The sequence below is a fragment of the Candidatus Erwinia haradaeae genome, from assembly GCF_900698855.1.
GTDB lineage: Bacteria > Pseudomonadota > Gammaproteobacteria > Enterobacterales > Enterobacteriaceae > Erwinia_E > Erwinia_E haradaeae_F.
This window is the reverse complement of record NZ_LR217698.1, coordinates 1-23,812: the sequence shown is the minus strand read 5'-3', so window position 1 is coordinate 23,812 and position 23,812 is coordinate 1. Positions and strand designations below refer to the sequence as shown.

Here is a 23,812-nt window from a genome sequence, read left to right as displayed (position 1 = left end):
TTTATACGCAAAAACTTAATCATCTATCAAGTATGATGATCTTATAGTTATATAAATCATTCTACTGTATTCTAAAACAGATAGGGTATAGATATAATAATTAGAATTACAAAAATTTTGACAGCTATCGTTAACTTATAGTAACGAGCAATTGGTCTACTATACTATCTTAGTTAATTTTACACTCTAATATCAGATAAATGAATCAAGTATAACTGATATATCTAAACCAATAAATTTAGAGAAATTTATTAACAATCTTATTAATTTTCTAACAGATCTACTCCTTTTTGGAATGACTAAAAATTGATTATGCATATAAATTCAAAAATTGATTTGATGAGATAAATCAATAAATAAAATTTATAAAAATTGCATATACTATCAAATCCACAATAAAATTAGAGAAAACCTTGTTTCAATAAAGCGAAAATTAAATAAAATTCATAATAAATTTAGAATAAATTTAGAGAAGTCATATATTTTTTATGAATTAATAGTGACGGTATGCTCTCATCATCATAATCATCCCGACTACCATCATTGGAATAGATAATATTTGTCCCATACTTATTCCATAAAATAAACCTAACTGGACATCAGGCTCACGAAAATATTCAGAAATTATACGTAGAAAGCTATAACTAATTAAAAATAGTCCAGAAACAGACCCCAAAGGTCTATTTTTATTCATAATAAAAACATTAAGAATAATAAATAATAAGACTCCTTCTAAAATTAACTCATATAATTGAGAAGGATGTCTCGGTAAACTACCATAGGTCAACAATAAATCCTTCCATTCTGCATGTATTTCTGTCAAACTTATATCCATATTGCGCGAACCAGGAAACAACATCGACCAAGGTAAATCAAAGTTTACTCGCCCCCATAGCTCACCATTAATATAATTTCCAAAGCGTCCTGCCCCGAGACCAAATGGGATCGTTGGTGCTATAAAATCTGAAACTTGTAAAAAATGACGCTTAGTTCGATATGAAAAAATTAATATAGCTAGTATTACCCCAATTAACCCGCCATGGAATGACATACCACCATTCCATATTTTAAATATATCTAATGGATTATTAAGAAAAAACGGAAGATTATAAAATAAAACATAGCCTAGACGACCTCCAAGGAAAACTCCAAAAAAACTAATATATAAAAGGAGATCTATATCATCCTTTGCCCAAGAATAACCAAAATAAGAAACTCTCCGTATAGCCATCCATCGCACAAATATAAAACTAATTAAATACATTAACCCGTACCAATGTAAAGAAAATGGACCAAAAGACAACATCACTGGGTTAACATGCGGAAAAGATAAATAATGATTACTCATCAAACACCATGATAATAATTAATATAATTAACCATAATTCAATATACCAATAATTAATTTAAAAATAAAAAGGAGTATATAGAAATAAATCAGATTACTCTTAATAAGAGATGTATGTCATAAAAATTATCTTTATAAAAAATAATAATTATGCACAAAATCACAAAATTCAAAAAATAGAAATATATAAAACATAACAACTCTTTAAATGTTTTATAAATTATTTTGTAAATATTTTTACCCCATCAGTGGTACCGATCAAAGCCATATCTGCTCCACGATTCGCAAATAAACCAACAGTCACTACACCAGTCACAGCATTGATCTCTTTTTCTAACAAAGCTGGGTCACTTATATCAAGATGATATACATCAAGAATAATATTACCATTATCAGTAATAACATTTTGACGATATTTAGGTAATCCACCAAGTTTAATTAATTGACGTTCTACATATTTTCGTGCCATAGGAATTACTTCGATCGGCAAAGGAACATGCCCTAAAACGTTAACCTTCTTCGATTCATCAGCAACACAAATAAAATAATCAGAAACAGCTGCAATAATCTTTTCTCTCGTTAAAGCTGCTCCTTTTCCTTTAATCATTTGTAATTGATCATTAATCTCATCTGCACCATCAATATAAAGAGACAAGATCTTAATCTTATTAAGATCTAAAATAGGAATACCATAAGATGCTAATCTAGCGCTCGACACTTCTGAGCTTGATACCGTTCCAGCAATTTGATATTTTATTGATGCCAGAGCATCAATAAAATATGCAATTGTAGAACCAGTACCGACTCCAACAATCATTCCAGGCATAACATATTCTAATGCAGCCCACCCAGCAGCCTTTTTAAGCTTGTTCTTCATCATTATCAGGTTCCAGCTTTTTAGCACTAAATTGTAAAATATGTTGTTATTGAAAAACTGTTTATTATCACTAATTTTAGATCAAATTCTTACATAATTCACTTTATATCGTCTAAAGATTCTTTTGACTTTTTTCTTATAAAAGTACAATTTTATTCAATAAAATATTACTGATCGATTTTTTATTCATATATTTAAAAAATACTAAAATAAAAAATAAAACATTAAAACAAATAAATTTAAGAATATTTTAATGTTTAAATAAATTTAAAACATATATAATAATATTTTATTATTATATAATAATTTATTTAATCTTATTTCTCATTTGAATGTAGAGGTTTAGGAAATTCTCTAAAAATAAATGAATATAGTGAGTTTTATCTTATTTAATAATCAAGATCAATTTTGATGTTTTATCTTATATTGTATTTATAATAATTCTAATTATTATTGATAATAATATATTGATAATGTATATACACAATCATTGTGTATGCATAAAAATATGAATCTCGTTTATTAAATTTGACAAAACTAATATTTCTTCCTAATTAATATAAAATTAACGTTAATACTTATTTCAAATTTACTCTATTATTTTAGAAAAAACTGAAATATCCTATGGCATATCTATTATAATTTTGATTTTCTAAATAAATTAATCTATCATTTTTATACAATATTATATTTATTAATATAATCTTGATTACTTACTGTGATAATTGTTAACAAACTAAAATACCTAACACATAGATAAAATTATCTCTGTGATTTAATATTGCAAATAATAAAACTTAGTTTTAGTATAAAATTAATTATATTTAAAAAAAAATCAATATTGATTACATCAATATAATTTTATTATGCCTTGATTTGATTAATAAATAATCATAATATACATTATGATAATTCTTTATACTAGAAGATTTTAATTTAAAAAAACACAATACATATGAAAAATTTTACAGAACATTACTGAAAATTAAACACAATTATTCAATTTATACTAATATAGGATACTATGAGTATCCTATATGTCTTATTTAAAATAGTGATTTACTCAGTCTGAGTAAAAATTAATTATATGTAATATAATAAAATATTTTTAGAAATATCATTATAATTTCATTATACATAGTTTATGAGAGAATCTCTTTAAACATATATAGTATAGTGACATAATTAATACATGATATTAATTGTTTATTTTTTTAAAATAAAGAATTAAAAGATAACAATGCCATATAAAACTTTCTTATTATAAAGCAGATAGTACAATATATTCGCTACATCAAATGTTATTTAATTGTTTTATTCAAAATAAGCATAAAATTTAAGTAATTTTTGTTATATTTTATTACCGATAGGTTAAATTTAATCTTAAAGATGACCTAAAACCCTTGTTCTGTTGAAAAATCTATTTTTAGATTAATTATCAAAATTAATAAATTATGTTATTGCATAATACCGGAGACGACGCTGACTCATCCCTATGACCTATACTGGATGCATCATGCACTTTTGCTAGCATACCATGCTCAGTATCATGGAGAAATTCCTATCGGAGCGGTATTAGTGATTCGTGATCATCTAATTAGTAAAGGTTGGAATCAACCAATTCGACTGAATGATCCCACCGCACATGCTGAAATAACCTCTCTACGAGAGGCAGGGAGAGTTATACAAAACTATCGTCTAGTAAACTCAACTTTGTACGTCACAATGGAACCATGTCTTATGTGTTTTGGTGCTATTATACATAGCCGAGTAAAAAGATTAGTATATGGAACCTCTAATACGAAACATGAAACAATTAATACCTTAAAATACATCCAGAAAACACTAAAAATACATCATAATATCCAAATTGAGTCTGGAATTTTAGAGAAAGAATGTAAAACAGTGCTAAATCAGTTTTTTCGCTACCAACGAATAAAAAACAATCTCATTTCATAATTTATTAATTCCAATTTAGCCTTGTATTAAAAAACCACTATTTACATTATTATGAAAATTGTTTTTTTACTTAATATTTAATTTGTTAATATAAAAACCTTTCTTATCTTCTATAAATAAACAACTAACCTGAAAACTTATTTATTAACGCATTGTTAAAGATGCTAAATGATTACTATCACGCTCTCTAAAAACTCTATACCATATTCCATAAAACCTTAACCTAAAATTATATATATAAATATATATAAAAATAAAAAAAGATTATAAAATTAACAGATATTAATATTTCATATCCCTACCTTCTTTGATTAAAATATTTAATTAATTCTATATAATACATAATAAAAAATTATATAAATTGAGCAACATAAAAATTCTGATATATATTTATAATCTTTTAACTTTACAACCATTGCCAAAATATAAAATCAAAAAACTATTTCATTCTATTTTATCTCCGTATCATTAAACACAACATATGTAATTAATTTTTAATAAAAACCAATCTTCCTTCTAAAGGAAGATATCATATATTCTGTATATATCGAAATTTGAAAGTTTAAAAATGTTACTTTATAAAAAGTAATTGCTAAATAACTTTTTATTATACATCTCTCATACCAAATATGATTTTATTTATAGAAGTTCATTAAAATAAAAAAATATTTAATTTTATTATCTCATTATACCTGTTCAAACGTTAATTAACTTCAACACAAATCATTGCAATTACATATAAAATATCTTATTTAGATGAATTTATTTAAGTAATTGACATAGTCTCTAAATATGTAACTTAAAAATAAAAACCCTAATATCATAAAACTAATCTAATAAAAACTCAAAACTCTGATAAAATAAAACATACAATTTTTATAAAAAATTAAAAAAATAAAAAAATAAAATCACTAAGTTATTCAAATCATGAATATATTTTTCTGTATAAAATTAATGCTAATTACAATACGCTTATCCACTTATCTTTTGATGTAATCAAATAAAATATTAACTAAAATTTTTTAATTTTTCCTCTAAGATCAGCCCATCTAATAACTCTCACATAAAAATAAATTAATCATGTCAGACATAAAGGTATCAATAAAGTATTAGATAACCTTCATTACTTTGCTAATATAAATATAGTGTGCTATATGTAATATTCATTATAAATGAGCTATTTATTCAAAAAATAGATTATTATACAGCTATTCAATATTTTATGATTTTAATCTCTTTTTTCGGTATTCTCATATTTTAGGTAACTCTAAATATCTATGGATCTCAAATTCATCTCAAGATATAAAAAACGAAATTATGAAATTATTATTATATTCTTCTAATAAACTTCAGAATAAATCTTAAAAATCAATAATAAGCGCTAAACTATATTAAAACTGCACTGTTATAAAGTTAAAACTTATCAACTAAGGTTCATAAAAAATGACTTATTTTCCTTTAACAAAGCAATATTTATTATAAAGTAATTATGAAATATATAAACTTCAGTTTTTACTTATAAAATGCAACCACCCCTTATTACTACTAAAATTACAATCTTCTAAACCAATGAAAGAACAACAACCAATTTTACTTATCTAAAGTAAATTACAATATTACCAATAATAAAATCAGACAGGTCATAACCTAATAATGAAAAAAATAATTAAATAGTTACTAAATAATCATTTATAAGATTCTCGTAATAAAATAAAACATAGAACATTGCTGATTACAAGTGACTTACCTATAAGTAAACAACGTATCACAATAAATCCTGATCAAACAATTTTGTAAAAAATTTAAAAGATATATAATAATCCATCATTGAATCACCATAATTAAATATTCCTCTTTTGAATATAAGAGATCTTTTATGATAAAAATTTTACGCGGTCCACCCGCTTTATCTACAATGCTGGTTAAAAAATTACTAACATACTTTAAAGAAGAACATCTCTCTCTACAAAATATTTATGCTGAGTATGTCTATTTTGTTAAAATTCAAACACCCTTAAATATTTCAGAACAATTACGTTTAGAACACTTATTAGAAAGTAAGCCCTCATGTTTTAAAGAAAACTTACCGACTGGAAAGTTACTTCTAGTAACTCCTCGTCTGGGAACTATTTCTTCATGGTCTTCTAAAGCCACAGATCTAGTCAGAAGATGTTCGTTGACTAAAATCCTTCGCATAGAACGTGGTAAAGCTTTTTATATTAAATCTAAAAAACTGAATCATACAGAATGGAACTATTTAGCATCAAAATTATACGACCGAATGATGGAGGATTTTTTTACTAATTTTCAAAATATTAAACAATTATTCATTCAAAACCAACCCGCTCCAATGCAATATATCCAGATCCTAGAAAAGGGACGTGCAGCATTAGATGAAGCCAATATCTCTCTAAATCTCCTTTTATCTGAAGAAGAAATACAATATTTAATGACAGAATTTATAAATCTTCGCCGTAATCCAACAGATATTGAACTTTATATGTTTGCTCAAACTAATTCTGAACACTGTCGTCATAAAATCTTTAATGCTGATTGGTGTATTGATGGGAAAAAGAAATCAAAATCACTCTTTGATATGATACAGAATACTGTAAAAAAAAATCCAAATTATATACTTTCAGCATACAACGACAACTCAGCTGTAATGGAAGGTACTCCCTCAAATCTATTTTATTCTAACCAAAAGGGTTTTTATAATTTTAATCAAAAAAATGTACATATCTTAATGAAAGTAGAAACACATAATCACCCAACTGCCATTTCTCCAAGACCAGGAGCAGCAACTGGTTCTGGTGGTGAAATTCGCGATGAAGGAGCCACTGGAAGAGGAGCGCAACCTAAAGCTGCTTTATCAGGTTTTTCTGTATCGAATCTTCGTATTCCAGGATTTGAACAACCGTGGGAACAAGATTTTGGCAAACCGAATCATATTTGTAGTGCCTTAGAAATAATGATTGAAGCCCCATTAGGAGCAGCAGACTTTAATAATGAATTTGGACGCCCTGTATTAAGTGGTTATTTCCGTACTTATGAAGAAATGGTTAATAGTCATAATGGCAATGAACTACGTGGATATCATAAGCCTATCATGCTAGCAGGTGGTTTTGGTCACATTCTCGAAGAACATATTCAGAAAGGTAGAATTCATGATGGGGATAAATTTATTGTCTTAGGCGGCCCATCAATGAATATTGGACTAGGTGGCGGTTCTGCCTCTTCTTCATCTTCTAATAGATCTAATGTTGATTATGACTTTGCGTCTGTCCAGCGCGACAACCCAGAAATGGAGCGTCGATGTCAAGAAGTAATTAATCGTTGCTGGCAACTTGGATCTAATAATCCAATCATATTTATTCATGATGTTGGAGCTGGTGGTCTGTCTAACGCTTTACCAGAAATGATACATCACGGACCATGCGGTGGTCGTTTTTATCTACGTAATATCTTAAATCACGAACCTGGTATGAGCCCATTACAAATATGGTGTAATGAATCCCAAGAACGCTATGTCATAGCAATCTCTCCTAAAAATTTAAAGCTATTTGATACTATATGCCAACGTGAACGAACACCTTATGTAATTATTGGAGAGGCAATTATAGAAAAAAAATTGTCACTAATTGACAAATATTTTAATAACACTCCTATCGACATACCTCTTAGTCTTTTATTAGGAACTTTTCCTAAAATGACGCGTAATACAATTAGTTACAAAACAACAGGATCACCTTTAGAACGTGATCACATCTCTCTATCTGATGCCGTATATCGCGTTCTGCATTTGCCTGCTGTTGCAGAAAAGACTTTCTTAATTACAATCGGTGACCGCTCTATAGGCGGCATGGTTGCTCGTGATCAAATGATTGGTCCATGGCAAGTTCCTGTCGCAAATTGCGCAGTAACTAACGCAAGTTTAGATCATGATAGTTATCATGGAGAAGCAATGGCAATAGGCGAGCGCACCCCAGTATCTTTACTAAACTTTTCTGCATCCAGCCGACTAGCTATCGGGGAAGCCCTTACCAATATTGTAACTGCACAAATTGGTCCAATTACGCGTATTAAGTTATCCGCTAACTGGATGGTAGCATCTGGCCATCCTGGTGAAGATGCTGGCTTATATGCTGCAGTCAAAACTGTTTGCGAAGAATTATGTCCTGATCTTGGAATTGCAATTCCAGTCGGAAAAGACTCCATGTCTATGAAGATGCAGTGGAATCAAGATAATGAAAAACGAGAAGTCATTTCTCCTTTGTCACCAATTATTACTGCATTTTCTTACGTAGAAGATGTACGAAAAACTGTTACACCACAATTACAAACTAATGATAATACAATAATTTTTATTGATCTTGGTAATGGTGTAAACGCTCTTGGTGCAACTGCATTTGCTCAAGTTTATCGTCAATTAGGCGAAAATACTGCTGATGTACGTAATGTTCAACAACTCGTCAATTTTTGGAAAGCCATTCAAAAACTAGTTACTTTTAAAAAACTTCTAGCCTATCATGATCGATCAGATGGTGGATTACTAGTGACATTAGCGGAAATGGCTTTTGCTGGTCACTGTAGTGTCTTAATTGACATCAAAGACTTAAGTAACGATATTTTTGCAGCTCTATTTACTGAAGAGTTGGGAGCCGTAATTCAAGTAGCGAACAATGACTTAAGTGAAGTTAGACAAATTTTAAAAGATTATAACCTAAGTCATTGCAGTTATCTAATAGGTCAAGCAGCAAAAGGAAACGAATTTATAATTTCCAGAGGTCAATCAATTATATACAAAGAACGTCGCACGACTCTCCGCGCTTGGTGGGCAGAGACAACTTGGAAAATACAACGCTTACGCGATAACCCAGACTGCGCAGATCAAGAACATCAATCTAAATTAGATAACCATGATCCTGGGCTTAATGTAGTTTTAACTTTTGATCCTCAAAAAAATATTACTTCAGCATTAATAGCAACCGGAAAACGACCTAAAGCAGCAATTCTCCGTGAGCAAGGTATTAACTCACATACCGAAATGGCTGCTGCGTTCTATTATGCCGGATTTGAAGCAATTGATATACACATGAGTGATCTCATAGAAGGAAGATCTACATTAAACGATATAAAAATATTAGTTGCTTGCGGTGGTTTTTCTTATGGAGATGTCCTAGGTGCTGGCTCAGGATGGGCGAAATCTATTTTATATAATAACCATATGCGCGATTTATTTGAAGATTTTTTTCATCAATCAGACACGCTAGTACTCGGTGTTTGTAATGGCTGTCAAATGCTCTCCAACCTCCGCGAGCTTATTCCTGGAAGTAAAGAATGGCCTTATTTTATACGCAATGAATCCGATCGCTTTGAAGGACGACTTAGTTTAGTAGAAATTTTGAAAAGTAAATCCCTGTTATTTGATGGTATGACAGGATCAAAAATACCCATAGTCGTCGCACATGCCGAAGGTTATGCAGAAACTCGAAATAAAATAAATCTGATACAACTAGAAGAGAAAGATCTGATCCCCCTTAGATTTATTAATAATTTTGGTTATCCAACGCAAAAATATCCTGCTAACCCAAATGGTTCTCCCAATGGGATTGCTTCTGTAACTAATGAAAACGGACGTGTTACTATTATGATGCCACATCCAGAGCGAACATATCGCACAATTAATCATTCGTGGCACCCTGATACATGGGGACAATATAGTCCTTGGATGAGACTATTTCGTAATGCTCGCAAACAAGTAGGTTAAACGTATATTAAAATCACTCATCATTGAAGATGATGAAACATATAAGATTCTGAAAGCAAGATTCTAGTATAAAAAAACATATATTTTATGATTTAAATATCAATAATAAATAGATAATTTAGATTAATTAGAATTTTTTTACACCAAAATCATCAAAAAGCAATCTTTTATATTATAATAAGATCTTCATTCTTATCATGCAACAAACACTTTATTTTAGCTACCGAGGATATTATGGTAACAATTCGATTAGCTCGTCATGGGGCAAAAAAACGTCCGTTTTATCAAGTAGTAGTCACAAATAGTCGCTCTCCTCGTAATGGTCGCTTTATTGAAAAAGTGGGTTTCTTTAACCCAATCGCATCTGGTTGTGCTAAACCACTCGTTCTCAATATAGAACGAATTGATTATTGGATAAAACAGGGGGCATCAGTATCTGATCGTGTTAAAGTATTAATTAAGAAAATTAAAAAAATCTCATTAGATTAAACCATGACTGACGTCAACAAAAATTTAATCAAAAATATTCCATCTAATCCATTAATCATTGCGATCACAGGTTCTGCTTACGGAGTGCATGGCTGGATTAGAGTTTTTCCATTTACTGAAAATCCAATTAGTATATTTGATTATCAACCGTGGTTTATAAAACAAACACATCAATGGAGAATTCTAATTCTAGAAAAATGGCAATATCACCACAAAAATATTATCATGAAAGTAGAAGGTATTAATGATCGAAATACCGCAACAGAACAACTCAATTATTGTCAACTCATGATAGAAGCTAACAAACTTCCAAAATTAAAAGAAGGAGAATATTACTGGAAAGATCTTATCGGATGTCAAGTGATAAACCTGAGCAATAATATACTCGGAAAAGTAAATAGTATTATGGAAACTGGATCAAATGATGTTTTAGTTATTAAAATAAACGAGAAAAAAAAACAAAAACCAACAGAACGACTAATCCCCTTTTTATATCAAAAAGTAATAAAAGAAATCAATCTTCCTAACCGGACCATTTATGTAGATTGGGGGATAGAATTCTAATGAATTCTGTAGATAAACTTGTTGCTCAGAACATAAAAATATGGATTGGTGTTATTAGTCTATTCCCTCAAATGTTCCAAGTGATTACCCACTATGGAATAATTAACCGAGCAGTTAAAACTGGTCTACTGTCTATTAACACTTGGAATCCCCGTAATTTTACTAGTGACAAACGCCAGACCGTAGATAAGAGGATCTATGGTGGTGGACCAGGAATGTTAATGACCATAGAACCATTGAAAAGAGCCATTCATGCAGCCAAAAAATCTGGTGGGAAAGACGGAAAAGTAATATACCTATCTCCTCAAGGTCATAAGTTAAATCAAACAAAGGTTTATGAACTTGCAACTAGTAAAACATTAATTTTAGTCTGTGGACGTTATGAAGGCATTGATGAGCGTCTAATTCAAACAGAAATAGATGAAGAATGGTCTATTGGAGATTACATACTCAGCGGAGGCGAGTTACCTGCTATGGTTATGATTGACTCCATCTGCCGATGTTTGCCTGGAGCTTTAGGAAAGAAAGAATCCGCTGAGCAAGATTCTTTTTCAGATGGCTTTCTTGATTATCCACACTATACTCGTCCAGAAATATCAGAAGGAATCGAAGTCCCATCTATCTTGCTATCTGGAGACCATAGTAAAATTAAACGATGGCGCCTTAAACAAGCCATAGGATCTACATGGATTAAAAGACCTGAACTTTTGGAAAATAGAATACTAACTGCAGAACAAAAAATATTACTTTCTGAATTTAAAAATGAATATACCCAAAATAAAAAAAAATAAAGATATAAATCAATTTATTTTCTACAATAATCTATATAATTAAATAAGGTAGCTTACAATGACAGATGTTATTAAGCAAATTGAACAAGAACAAATAAAAAAGCATATACCAATATTTCGCCCAGGTGATTCTGTAGAAGTTATGGTTTGGGTGTTTGAAGGTACAAAAAAACGCCTTCAAGCATTTGAAGGTATAGTAATTGCAATTCGTAAGAAAGGACTAAATTCAGCCTTTACAATACGAAAAATATCTAATGGCGAAGGTATAGAGCGCGTATTCCAAACTCATTCTCCCATTATTGATCGTATTAATATTAAACGCCATGGTGCTGTGCGTAAAGCTAAACTTTACTACTTACGAAAACGAACTGGAAAATCCGCCCGAATTAAAGAACGTCTTAACTGAAGATGAAAAAATTTCTTTTAAAATACTAAAAATTAAGAACAGTTTTATCCATTCTATTTTAAATAAAACAACTTATCGATACTACTGAATATCTAGTAGTATCTACACCATAAGAATAGACCGATAGATGTTTAAGAAATCAAAGTTGTATTAAAAGTGATCTTTATAACATAAAAAACACTTACATAATAAAAAACCACTCTCAATCATAAAGTATATCAGGATATGAGATCCATAAGATATAGAAATAAATAATAAATTTTAGACGACTTATAATAAGTGATTTTTTTACGATTTTACTTAGACCTATAAACTAAGTTATAAATGATTATTTTATTTTATAGACATAACAAATGATATAATAAAAAATTATCTAAATTCTTTAATCAAAAAATTAAATCTTCACACTATGTTTAGTACCTGTTAAGTACAACACCTACTTCTCTATTAGTCTATATAACTTAGAATAATTTGAGCATTTACTGCTTATGCTTTGCGATAAAAATATTAAATGATCTTGAATCAAAGATATAAATAATTTTATAGATATGAACAGATCTTTACAATTCACACCTGTCCAAGCTATAGTAATTAAAATATATCACTCTAATAAAATTATATAACTCATCACGCAGAATTTAATACAATACAATATGTAAAAAAACTATGTTCTTATCTAGAAAATGAAATATTCCTTACATATATGAAGATAGATCCAAAGGTCTTATGAACTAATAACAATATCTAATAAATACTATTAGAGTAAATATAGAAATATATGCGCTTATTCTATGAATATAACAGACATTTATATATCTTAATGTCTAAGGTACTCAGTTAGTTTTTTACCCAAACCACATTATGGCCTAAAAATTGAATTAAATATTGAAAAAAACAGATTATATTTAATAATATATTTATCTGATTTTATCGAGATACAGTATTGTAGTATATACTAATAGATTAATACGATCTATAAAGCTCCGTGTACATAAATAAACATAGATCCCTTATTATTACGACTACGGTATCTTAGTATGAGCACTTACTTAATTGGTGATGTTCATGGCTGTTATCATGAACTAAAACTACTTCTTTCTCAAGTAAAATTTAAACCTCAAAAAGACCAAATATGGTTAACTGGTGACTTAGTTGCAAGAGGCCCTAATTCTCTCGACGTTTTACGTTTTCTCCGTAATCTAGATAACTGTGTAAAAGTCGTCCTAGGCAATCATGATCTACATCTTTTGGCAGTATATGAAGGACTTAGAAACACTAGAACTACAGATCATCTTCATGATCTACTCGAAGCCCACGACATAAAAGAAATAATAAACTGGCTTCGTTATCAACCTCTTTTGCAAATTGATGAAGAACGAAAAATTATCATGTCACATGCAGGTATTGCACCACAGTGGGACATAAAAACTGTTAAGTTATGCGCTAAAGAAACCTGGAAAGCACTTCAAGGTGATGACTACCTACCTCTCCTAGGTTCACTTAATAATAACCTATCCAATGACTGGTCACCTGTTCTAACCGATATTGAAAAGTTATGCTTTAATATTAATGTCTTCACCCGTATGCGATACTGTTATCCTACAGGTCAACTAGACCTTATCACTAAAAACATACAAGATCACTCATCTTCTATTCTTATACCATGGTTTAACATGTCTTTACCTGTTGCAACTAAGTATACTATAGTTTTTGGTCATTGGTCCACACTCAATGGAGCAGGAACACCGAATGGTATTATTTGTCTCGATACTGGTTGTTGTTGGGGAGGGTATCTTAGTATGTTAAGATGGGAAGATAAAAAATTTTTTAAACAAAAATCCCTTTCTTATAAAAATCATAAACTTTAACTTGATAAAGGTTTTTAATAATCAAAGTAAAGTTATCTATCTAGCTACACACTATTTATTAGTATACAATAGCCATACGTTAGATAGAAAAAAATTTTCTATATAAAACTACTATTAAATATTCTTTATTCTTAATAAAAAATAGTGTTATAAACACTACTATTTAACTTAAAATAAGTTATCCTGTAAACAGCTTTCATAAAGGAACCATATAAGTCAATGCATTATGTGATTATCTCTTTAGAGTTAGTTTGATTTATGCAGAGTGCTTATTGGTATAATTAAAACATGTAATAACATCCTAAGTTATCTCGAAGAGATAAATAAAAATAATTTTTCATTATTCAATTAATACATGTAAAACTATACAATCAAAAAATATAAAATAAAAATGATTTTTTATACAGTGACGCTTGGTATTCCTAAACAATTAGTAAACCACATTTTTATTCTTTAACATAACCGGCAACTAAGTTACTACTCTTAAAAGTATAGTAGATTTCTCTCTATTTTCATAATACATACCTTTAATAAAACATAGGATTATAAATCTTATATAATATAACACGACTAACTGAAATATAATAAATTCCTAGAATTTACAATACAAACCTATCATTTATCCACTAAAGTGATTTTATATAATTACGATATGTATGAAAATTTTTGGTGAATATAAAGATAAGATAACCATATACCCTTACTCATAATTTAAAATCATGAGCGCTTCATCATATCAAAAAATTCATCATTTGTTTTGCTCATGGCTAATTTATCAATTAAAAATTCCATTGCGTCTATTTCTCCCATAGGGTGAATGATTTTACGCAATATCCACATTTTCTGAAGCTCTTCTGATACAGTTAATAATTCTTCTTTTCTAGTTCCAGAACGATTATAATCAATAGCAGGAAATACACGTTTCTCAGCAATTTTTCGAGCTAAATGTAACTCCATATTCCCTGTTCCTTTAAACTCTTCATAAATCACCTCATCCATCTTGGAGCCAGTATCCACCAAAGACGTAGCAATAATCGTCAAACTACCCCCTTCTTCTACATTACGTGCAGCACCGAAGAAACGCTTTGGACGATGTAATGCATTAGCATCTACACCACCAGTTAAAATTTTTCCCGAAGCCGGGACAATAGTATTATAAGCACGGGCTAAACGAGTAATAGAGTCTAAAAGAATAATTACATCTTTTTTATGTTCAACTAACCTTTTAGCCTTTTCAATAACCATTTCAGAAACCTGCACGTGACGTGATGCAGGTTCATCAAAAGTTGAAGCTATCACTTCACCTTTTACTAAACGCTGCATTTCAGTTACTTCTTCAGGACGCTCATCAATTAACAAGACCATAAGAACGCACTCAGGGTGATTACAAGCAATACTTTGTGCGATATTTTGAAGTAACATAGTTTTACCAGCTTTCGGTGGAGCGACAATTAAACCACGTTGACCACGTCCAATAGGCGATGCCAGATCCAACACACGAGATGTCAGATCTTCAGTAGAACCGTTACCTATCTCCATTCGCAATCGAGAATTAGCATGTAATGGAGTTAGATTTTCAAAAAGAATTTTATTACGTGCATTTTCGGGTTTATCATAGTTAACTTCATTAACTTTTAATAAAGCAAAATATCGCTCCCCTTCTTTGGGAGGGCGAATTTTTCCTGAAATCGTATCTCCTGTACGTAAGTTAAATCTCCGAATCTGACTAGGTGAAACATAAATATCATCTGGTCCAGCAAGATAAGAGCTGTCACTAGATCGAAGAAAGCCAAATCCATCCTGAAGTATCTCCAAAACACCGTCACCAAAAATATCTTCGCCGCTTTTAGCATGCTGTTTAAGTATGGAAAAAATAATATCCTGTTTACGTATGCGCGCTAAATTTTCCAGCCCCATTCTTTCACCAAGAGTGATTAAGTCGGAAACCAGCGTATTTTTTAAGTTGGTAAGATTCATAATGGTGGGTTCTGAGTTTTTAAACTTGAGGACATATCTTGAATCATATGTAATAACTAGCAGGATTTTTATCTAAAACCTATTAATATAAGTTTTTGCTCTGATTATCCACTAATAATAGCTCCAAAAGTAACTATAAAATCAGAGGCAATAATAAAAAAAGAAAAATAATTATACCAATCTTTAGAATCAGATGATGAAAGATAAGCTATGATGAAATTGTCCCTATAATACTAAGATTTCTCTCTATCTGTAAATTCAGTATGGTTATATCTCATTTAAAGTATAAATCTAATACTAAAGAAACCATCACCATAGCATGCTTCATTCTGATCGTCCAGATTTCAGAAGAAAAATTGTATGATAATATTAAAAAATAGAATATTTCTCTTAACGTCTTAGTTTAAATGTAAATTTAAGAAGTCAGTTAGCTGTCCTTTAGATAATGAACCAACTTGAGTTGCAATAACTTGACCTTCTTTAAAAAGAAGCAAAGTAGGAATACTCCGAATACTGTATTGTGGAGCCGTGCACGGATTTTTATCAATGTTTATTTTTCCAATAGTTAATTTATCTTCGTACTCAATAGAAATTAAATCTAGAATAGGAGAAAGCATTTTACATGGACTACACCATTCTGCCCAAAAATCAACTAATATGAATCCTGTGGATTTTATAACATCCTTCTCAAAACTAGCATCGGTCAAGTTAATAATTTTATTGTTCATCTTTTCTCCAAAAAAACATTTGATTAGAATAATTATTGTTAATAAAACAATAAGATACACATAGAAATAATCATTGAAAATAAAATCATTCTTTTTATACGAATGATTTTATTTTCAATGATTACATGACTTTATTGCTATAAATTTCCATAAAACTCATTCCCACCCTAAGAAAATCATAAACTCATCCCGATGCCAAAGAATAGAAAATATTATTGCGACATATTTGTGTTCTTAATAATAAAAATGATCATATTAGATTTTTCCTTGAAGCTCTCTTTTACCATAGAAAATGGCCCGAGGCCCTAGAACTTCTTCAATACGAATCAGTTGATTATACTTAGCTACGCGATCAGAGCGACTCATAGAACCAGTTTTAATTTGACCAGCAGAAGTTCCAACCGCTAAATCAGCAATCGTTACATCTTCAGTCTCCCCAGAGCGATGAGAGATAATTGTCGTATACCCTGCATTTTTTGCTATCTGAATAGCAGATAACGTCTCGGTTAAAGAACCAATCTGGTTTAATTTAATTAACACAGAATTAACAAGACCTTTCTTAATTCCTTCCTTAAGGAAAATAGAGTTAGTTACAAATAAATCATCACCCACAAGCTGTATCTTATCGCCTAAAATTTGAGTTTGATATAAAAATCCCTCATGATCGGATTCATCTTGACCGTCCTCAATAGATATAATCGGGTATTGCTTGGTTAAACTCTCTAAAAAGTGTGTAAATTCTTTGGAAGAAAAAGATGTTTTTCTATCGCCAAACATTACATATTGACCATTTTGATAAAATTCAGATGCTGCACAATCTAGAGCTATTGTAATATCTTTTCCTAGTACATATCCTGCAGTTTTTACAGATTCTACAATAAGATCTAGTGCTGCAATCGTAGATTTGAGGTTAGGCGCATAACCTCCTTCGTCTCCCACAGAAGTAGATATGCCCTTGGATTTCAGTATTTGTTCTAATATATGAAAGATTTCAGATCCTATCCGAACTGCTTCTCTTAAAGAACGCGCACCAATAGGTTGAATCATAAACTCTTGTATATCTAGATTGTTATTAGCATGCTTACCGCCATTCAGAATATTAATCATTGGCAAAGGCATAGAGAATTTACCTGGATTATTTACAAGCTCAGCAATATGTGCATAAAGCGGCATTCCCTTAGAAGCGGATGCAGCTTTAGCATTAGCTAATGATACAGCTAAAATAGCATTCGCTCCAAGTCGTGATTTGTTCTTGGTTCCATCCAAATCTATCATTATTTGATCAATATGTGATTGATCTTTAGCATCATGCCCAATGATATGCTTAGTAATCAGTCCATTAATAGAATCGACTGCTTTCATGACACCTTTACCAAGAAAGCGTTTTTCATCATTATCACGCAACTCTAAAGCCTCTCGGGACCCAGTTGAGGCTCCAGATGGAACTGATGCGAGCCCAACAAATCCACCTTCTAAGTGCACCTCTGCTTCAACAGTTGGATTACCACGTGAATCAATAATTTCTCGGCTAATAACTTTTATAATTTTGGACATTGGTCTATCTCAGAAACTAGATAAATGAAAACGAGAAAATATCTCGACCTTTTATATTATGAACATGATGGTAATATACCTGCAATATCTTTATTTTTTATATTTTCCTGATATACACTAGCTGCATGAATAAATCCACTAAATAATGGATGAGCATCTCGAGGAGTAGAAGTAAATTCTGGATGAAATTGACAAGCCACAAACCAAGGATGGCTTGGAAGCTCAATGATTTCAACTAAATGATTCTCTCCGGAATAACCCGCTACAAGTAAACCAGCTTCTTCTATTTTTTTTAAAAATCTCTTATTTACTTCATAACGATGCCGATGACGTTCAGTGATAGTGCTAGAACCATACAGCTTACGCACTAAACTACAATCAGCTAACTGACATTCCTGATTACCTAATCGCATCATTCCACTGAAACTGCTTTGCGTTATTTTCTCGCCTGTAGAACCTTTTTCATCATACCATTCAGTAATAAGAGCGACTACTGGATATTGACAGTGAGGAAAAAATTCAGTTGAATGTGCGTTTTTCATGTTTGCCACATTGCGAGCAAATTCCATTAATGCTACCTGCATTCCTAAACAAATACCCAAATAAGGAATATTGTTTTCACGAGCATATTGCGTTGTAATAATTTTACCTTCTACACCTCTATAGCCAAAACCACCAGGAATTAAAATAGCATCTAAATCTTTTAATAAACCTACTCCATTAGCTTCAATATCTTCTGAATCAATCAACTTAATATGAACAGTAATGCGATTGCTTAAACCTCCATGCTTTAAAGCTTCAATGACTGATTTATAAGCATCGGGTAACGTAGTGTATTTTCCGACCATTCCTATATTTATAACGCTATTGGGATGAGATTCTTGATAGACAACCTGATCCCAGTCTCTTAGATTAGCTGGTGGTGTATTTAAATTAAAACTCTTACAAATATATTCATCTAGTCCCTGTGATTTTAAAATACCTGGAATTTTATAAATAGAACCAACATCTATTAATGAAATAACTGCTTTCTCTGGTACATTACAAAATAAAGCAATTTTAGAACGTTCATTATCAGGAACTGGGTAACTAGACCGACAGATCAATACATCTGGTTGAATACCAATCGATAAAAGCTCTTTAACTGAGTGCTGAGTTGGCTTTGTTTTTACCTCCCCTGCTGCCGCCATATAGGGAACCAGTGTTAAATGAATATATATTGTATTCGCACGACCAATATCACCTGCCATCTGACGAATAGCCTCAAGAAATGGTAACGACTCAATATCACCAACGGTACCTCCTACTTCAACTAAAACTATATTATACCCCTCCCCACCTGTGATTATTTTTTCTTTAATAGCATTAGTAATATGAGGAATAACTTGAACAGTTTCTCCCATATAATCTCCGTGTCTTTCTTTATAAAGGACATCAGAATAAACACGACCTGCAGTAAAATTATTACGACGACTCATGCGTGTACGAATAAATCGCTCGTAATGACCAAGATCTAAATCTGTTTCTGCGCCGTCACCAGTTACAAAAACTTCACCATGCTGAATAGGGCTCATGGTTCCTGGATCAACATTAATATAGGGATCCAGCTTTATAATAGTTACCGGAAGACCTCTGGCCTCCAGAGTGGCTGCTAATGAACCAGCGAAAATCCCTTTTCCCAAAGAAGAAACAACCCCACCTGTTACAAAGATATAATGTTTTGTCATACTCAACCTGAGAATATCGATTTTAAAAACAATGTAATAAATTCTTAAATATAGATAGTTAATATCCAAATTCTCATTATTAAAAAATGTGCATGTTGTCTGCCATATTTATAAACAATATTAATATAATTAAGTATTATATAAATTCAATCTATATATTTTGATTAGATTACAAATAATACGTAATGTAATTTAATAAAATATTTAATTCAAATGTGATAAAAAATTTTTAATTTAAACATATCTTAATTCTATTAAAACACATCAAATATCAAAAATAGAGATAGATGACTTTATCTCAAGTGGTTATCAACAATATATAATATTAATTTTTATATCATAGAATATCATTATTGTAATTTTTTCTTAAATTTTCTTAATGTATTAAAAAAATAATATCATATTAATAAAGTTATAAAATAATCTAATACATTTTCATCCTATATTAATAAGAAATCTCTGACATATTATATAAATGATAGATACAATCTTATCGATATAAGATTGTTAATCTTATATATTAAATCAATATGTTAATTTTAAAAATCATTTATTTTAAAAGATAAAATCAACTCAACTAACATTTCCATCAATAAATAATCTATAAATTTATTTACAACTCACTATGAATCTTTTTTATAAAAATACTATTTAAAATATTTAAACACTAAAAATTATAATCTATACACTGAGTATCAAAGTTTATAACTAAAATTATGATATATAAAATGCGGTTCTTACCTAATTCAATTTTTATATGTAATCAAAAAAACTTAAAAATTAAAGAATCAGGTTTTACTTGAAAAATAAACTCTCTATGTATTCTAAATATAACTGGTATACATAAATTTATTTATTAAAAATTGTATAAAATTATTATGAATCTAAAGATAAAAACTTTAATTAGTTTCTTAAAGAAAACTGAAACAAAAATACACACTATCAACTTTATATAAAGACTTGTACTGTTTACAACCCCTGAATTAAAAATAGAAAATTACTTTAAAATATTATGATATTTAATTAACCATTTTCCATAGATCATGAAAATTTCATGTTTTTTAAAATTTTAAATAACTTTTAAAAAATATAATTACTAAACATTATCATATATAGCTCACAAAGAAATTAATCTTATGTATCTTAAATATAAAAATATTAACAATAAAAAACTAAATTACTTCTTATCAATTATTAATATGCTATGATTTATTTTTACTGACCTAACTTAAATATAGAAAAACCCAAGACCTATTTTTATTTAGTAAAAATTTTAATTGTTATAAAAACATTTTTTGTTATAAACAACATTATTGTTAACTTATTATACACAGAAATTGAAATATATAATAACATTATAAAATATCAATTAACTTTTTATATAAAAAATACCACTCATATAAAAATAAAATATTTGTAACAAAATATATATTTTTTATATAATAAATTTATACTATCCCATAAGATTTTATACTATTAAACTAATGTTGACTATATATGAATATACAAGTAATGAATATATTAAAACTATTTCATCTTTATATATTTGATATATATACAATATTTTATTCATAAAATCATTTAAATATATTGTTTATCTAAGTAATTAACATTGCGATTCTCTAATAAACAATCCATTATTTTTTAAATAAATAATCAAACTTGAAATAGTTGATGGTGTAATACCAGGAATACGTGATGCTTCACCAATTGAGGATGGTTTATAATCTTGGAGCCTACATATTGCTTCAGTAGATAATCCATTAATTTTTTTATAATCCACATCAGTAGGCAACAAGGTTGATTCGTAACGGATGTGTCTATCAACCTCTCGTTGTTGTCGAACAATATAACCTTCGTATTTAATTTGAGCCTCTACTGATTCTACCACTTGGCGATCAGATATACCCGGTCCCAATCCTGTCAAATTCATTAATTGTTGGTAGGTGATTTCAGGGCGTCTTAATAAATCTTCACAGCTAGGATTATTTTTTAATTTTCCAGAAAACAAGTTATTCATAACAACCGATTCTATGTTACTAGACGATAGTTTAATTGAACGAAGACGTTGCCGTTCTCTCTCAATATTATCTATCTTCGTATTAAATCTTTTCCAACGTATATCATCAATTAATCCGAAATTTCGACCAATCTCAGTTAAACGTAAATCAGCATTATCTTCACGTAACATTAAACGATATTCCGCGCGAGAAGTAAACATACGATAAGGCTCAGTAACACCATGTGTACAAAGATCATCAACTAAGACACCTATATAAGCTTGATCACGTTTTGGTATCCATCCATCGTTTCCCATTAAAAATTGACTAGCATTTAATCCTGCCAAAAGACCCTGTGCAGCAGCTTCTTCATAACCGGTTGTTCCATTAATTTGACCAGCAAAAAATAATCCTTGAACATGCTTGCTTTCTAATGTTCTCTTTAAATCAGATGGATTGAAAAAATCATATTCAATAGCATAACCTGGTCTTGTGATATTTGCCTGCTCCATACCTTGTATAGAGCGAATAAGTTTTATTTGTATGTTAAATGGTAGGCTAGTAGATATGCCATTCGGATAGATTTCATTGCTAGTTAATCCTTCTGGCTCTAAAAATATTTGATGTGAATTTCGGTCAGTAAATCGCATGATTTTATCTTCGATTGAAGGACAATAGCGAGGACCAGTTCCTTTAATTTTCCCACTATATATGGGGCTATAATGAAGATTATCACGGATAATATCATGAGTTTTTTCATTAGTTTTTGTTATGTAACAAGGTACTTGTTTAGGAGGTTGATATAAGTCATCTAAAAATGAAAAAAAAGGTAATGGATTGTCGCCAAATTGAGGAGGTAATAAGCTAAAATTAATAGATCGTTTATCAATACGTGGAGGAGTACCAGTCTTTAATCGTCCAACACGCAATGGAAGTTCGTGTAATCGGCGCGCAAGAAGAGAAGATGACGGGTGAGCCGCACGACCGCCGATATTAGTTTTCATGCCAACATGAATCTTTCCATCTAAAAAAGTACCCACAGTTAAAATAACTACTTGAGAATGAAATTCTACTCCTATTTGAGTAATTACACCCATGACTTGATCATGATCTACTAATAAATCTTTTACATCTTGTTGCATTATTAATAAATTAGGTTGATTTTCTAGTGCATAACGTACTGCTTGACGATATAACATTCGATCAGCTTGCGCTCTAGTGGAGCGTACAGCAGGCCCTTTTCTTACATTAAGTGTTCTAAACTGTATTCCAGATTGATCAATGGCACGACCCATTACTCCACCTAATGCATCTATTTCTTTAACTAGATGTCCTTTTCCGATTCCTCCAATAGCCGGGTTACAAGACATCTCTCCTAAAGTATCAACATTATGAGTTAATAACAATGTTTTATGTCCTATACGAGCTGCAGCCATCGCTGCTTCGGTTCCAGCGTGGCCACCACCAATTACAATGATGTCAAAAGGTTCGGTATAAAACATAGCGAACTACCTCTTAAATATGCAAAGAATCTTTAATTAGTATTATAAGATCTTTCTAGATTGTTTTGCATCAAATATTTATATTTAATATCTATAAATAATAAATCTTTTAAAAAATATAATATAATAATAATTATTATTAATGACAGCTTTTTCTGTGGGTAAGTTCAATTTTACTTTATTAATCAATAATTTAACTGATTTATTAACTGTGTATTACCTGTGAATTATTATGATATAACCTGGGAATAA

Annotated in this window: 14 protein-coding genes; 7 read left to right on the top strand and 7 right to left on the bottom strand. The window is 30.0% G+C overall.

Annotated features, from left to right (window positions below):
- Positions 1 to 493: 493 nt before the first annotated feature.
- Together lgt and rpiA are read right to left on the bottom strand one after the other, a co-directional pair.
- Positions 494 to 1,348 (bottom strand): prolipoprotein diacylglyceryl transferase, encoded by an 855-nt coding sequence (gene lgt, locus HACICURT3053_RS00070; RefSeq protein ID WP_157991742.1) that lies wholly within the window; start codon positions 1,346 to 1,348, stop codon positions 494 to 496.
- Positions 1,349 to 1,568: 220 nt separating this feature from the next.
- Positions 1,569 to 2,228 carry a ribose-5-phosphate isomerase RpiA gene (rpiA, locus tag HACICURT3053_RS00065; RefSeq protein ID WP_157991741.1) on the bottom strand — a complete coding sequence of 220 codons (660 nt, stop codon included), beginning with the start codon at positions 2,226 to 2,228 and terminating at the stop codon, positions 1,569 to 1,571.
- A gap of 1,506 nt (positions 2,229 to 3,734) precedes the next feature.
- Between rpiA and tadA the strand changes: the two genes are divergently transcribed.
- The 7 genes from tadA (at position 3,735) to apaH (ending at position 14,072) form a co-directional block, all read left to right on the top strand.
- A complete protein-coding gene (gene tadA / locus HACICURT3053_RS00060; RefSeq protein WP_174233914.1) occupies positions 3,735 to 4,184 on the top strand; it encodes a tRNA adenosine(34) deaminase TadA in 450 nt (149 codons plus the stop codon).
- A gap of 1,876 nt (positions 4,185 to 6,060) precedes the next feature.
- Complete coding sequence (gene purL / locus HACICURT3053_RS00055; RefSeq protein ID WP_157991740.1) at positions 6,061 to 9,954, top strand: phosphoribosylformylglycinamidine synthase; 3,894 nt, start codon at positions 6,061 to 6,063, stop codon at positions 9,952 to 9,954.
- A 234-nt stretch (positions 9,955 to 10,188) separates the two neighbouring features.
- Positions 10,189 to 10,443: a 30S ribosomal protein S16 gene (gene rpsP, locus HACICURT3053_RS00050; protein WP_157991739.1), complete on the top strand. Its 255-nt coding sequence runs from the start codon at positions 10,189 to 10,191 to the stop codon at positions 10,441 to 10,443.
- A gap of 3 nt (positions 10,444 to 10,446) precedes the next feature.
- A complete protein-coding gene (gene rimM / locus HACICURT3053_RS00045; protein ID WP_157991738.1) occupies positions 10,447 to 11,007 on the top strand; it encodes a ribosome maturation factor RimM in 561 nt (186 codons plus the stop codon).
- Positions 11,008 to 11,045: 38 nt separating this feature from the next.
- On the top strand, positions 11,046 to 11,798 hold the full coding sequence (gene trmD, locus HACICURT3053_RS00040) for a tRNA (guanosine(37)-N1)-methyltransferase TrmD (protein WP_157992278.1): 753 nt from the start codon (positions 11,046 to 11,048) through the stop codon (positions 11,796 to 11,798).
- Positions 11,799 to 11,856: 58 nt separating this feature from the next.
- Positions 11,857 to 12,204, top strand: coding sequence for a 50S ribosomal protein L19 (rplS, locus tag HACICURT3053_RS00035; protein WP_157991737.1), 348 nt, complete (start codon positions 11,857 to 11,859; stop codon positions 12,202 to 12,204).
- A 1,037-nt stretch (positions 12,205 to 13,241) separates the two neighbouring features.
- A complete protein-coding gene (gene apaH, locus HACICURT3053_RS00030; RefSeq protein WP_157991736.1) occupies positions 13,242 to 14,072 on the top strand; it encodes a bis(5'-nucleosyl)-tetraphosphatase (symmetrical) ApaH in 831 nt (276 codons plus the stop codon).
- 717 nt (positions 14,073 to 14,789) lie between these two features.
- On the opposite strand, the gene rho is transcribed toward apaH, so the two are convergent.
- The 5 genes from rho to mnmG form a co-directional block, all read right to left on the bottom strand.
- Positions 14,790 to 16,049 (bottom strand): transcription termination factor Rho, encoded by a 1,260-nt coding sequence (rho, locus tag HACICURT3053_RS00025; RefSeq protein WP_157991735.1) that lies wholly within the window; start codon positions 16,047 to 16,049, stop codon positions 14,790 to 14,792.
- 398 nt (positions 16,050 to 16,447) lie between these two features.
- Positions 16,448 to 16,777 (bottom strand): thioredoxin TrxA, encoded by a 330-nt coding sequence (gene trxA, locus HACICURT3053_RS00020; protein ID WP_157991734.1) that lies wholly within the window; start codon positions 16,775 to 16,777, stop codon positions 16,448 to 16,450.
- Positions 16,778 to 17,032: 255 nt separating this feature from the next.
- Complete coding sequence (gene eno / locus HACICURT3053_RS00015; protein WP_157991733.1) at positions 17,033 to 18,331, bottom strand: phosphopyruvate hydratase; 1,299 nt, start codon at positions 18,329 to 18,331, stop codon at positions 17,033 to 17,035.
- Between the two features lie 56 nt (positions 18,332 to 18,387).
- Positions 18,388 to 20,058 (bottom strand): CTP synthase, encoded by a 1,671-nt coding sequence (locus HACICURT3053_RS00010; protein WP_157991732.1) that lies wholly within the window; start codon positions 20,056 to 20,058, stop codon positions 18,388 to 18,390.
- A gap of 1,606 nt (positions 20,059 to 21,664) precedes the next feature.
- Positions 21,665 to 23,560: a tRNA uridine-5-carboxymethylaminomethyl(34) synthesis enzyme MnmG gene (mnmG, locus tag HACICURT3053_RS00005; protein ID WP_157991731.1), complete on the bottom strand. Its 1,896-nt coding sequence runs from the start codon at positions 23,558 to 23,560 to the stop codon at positions 21,665 to 21,667.
- Positions 23,561 to 23,812 lie beyond the last annotated feature (252 nt).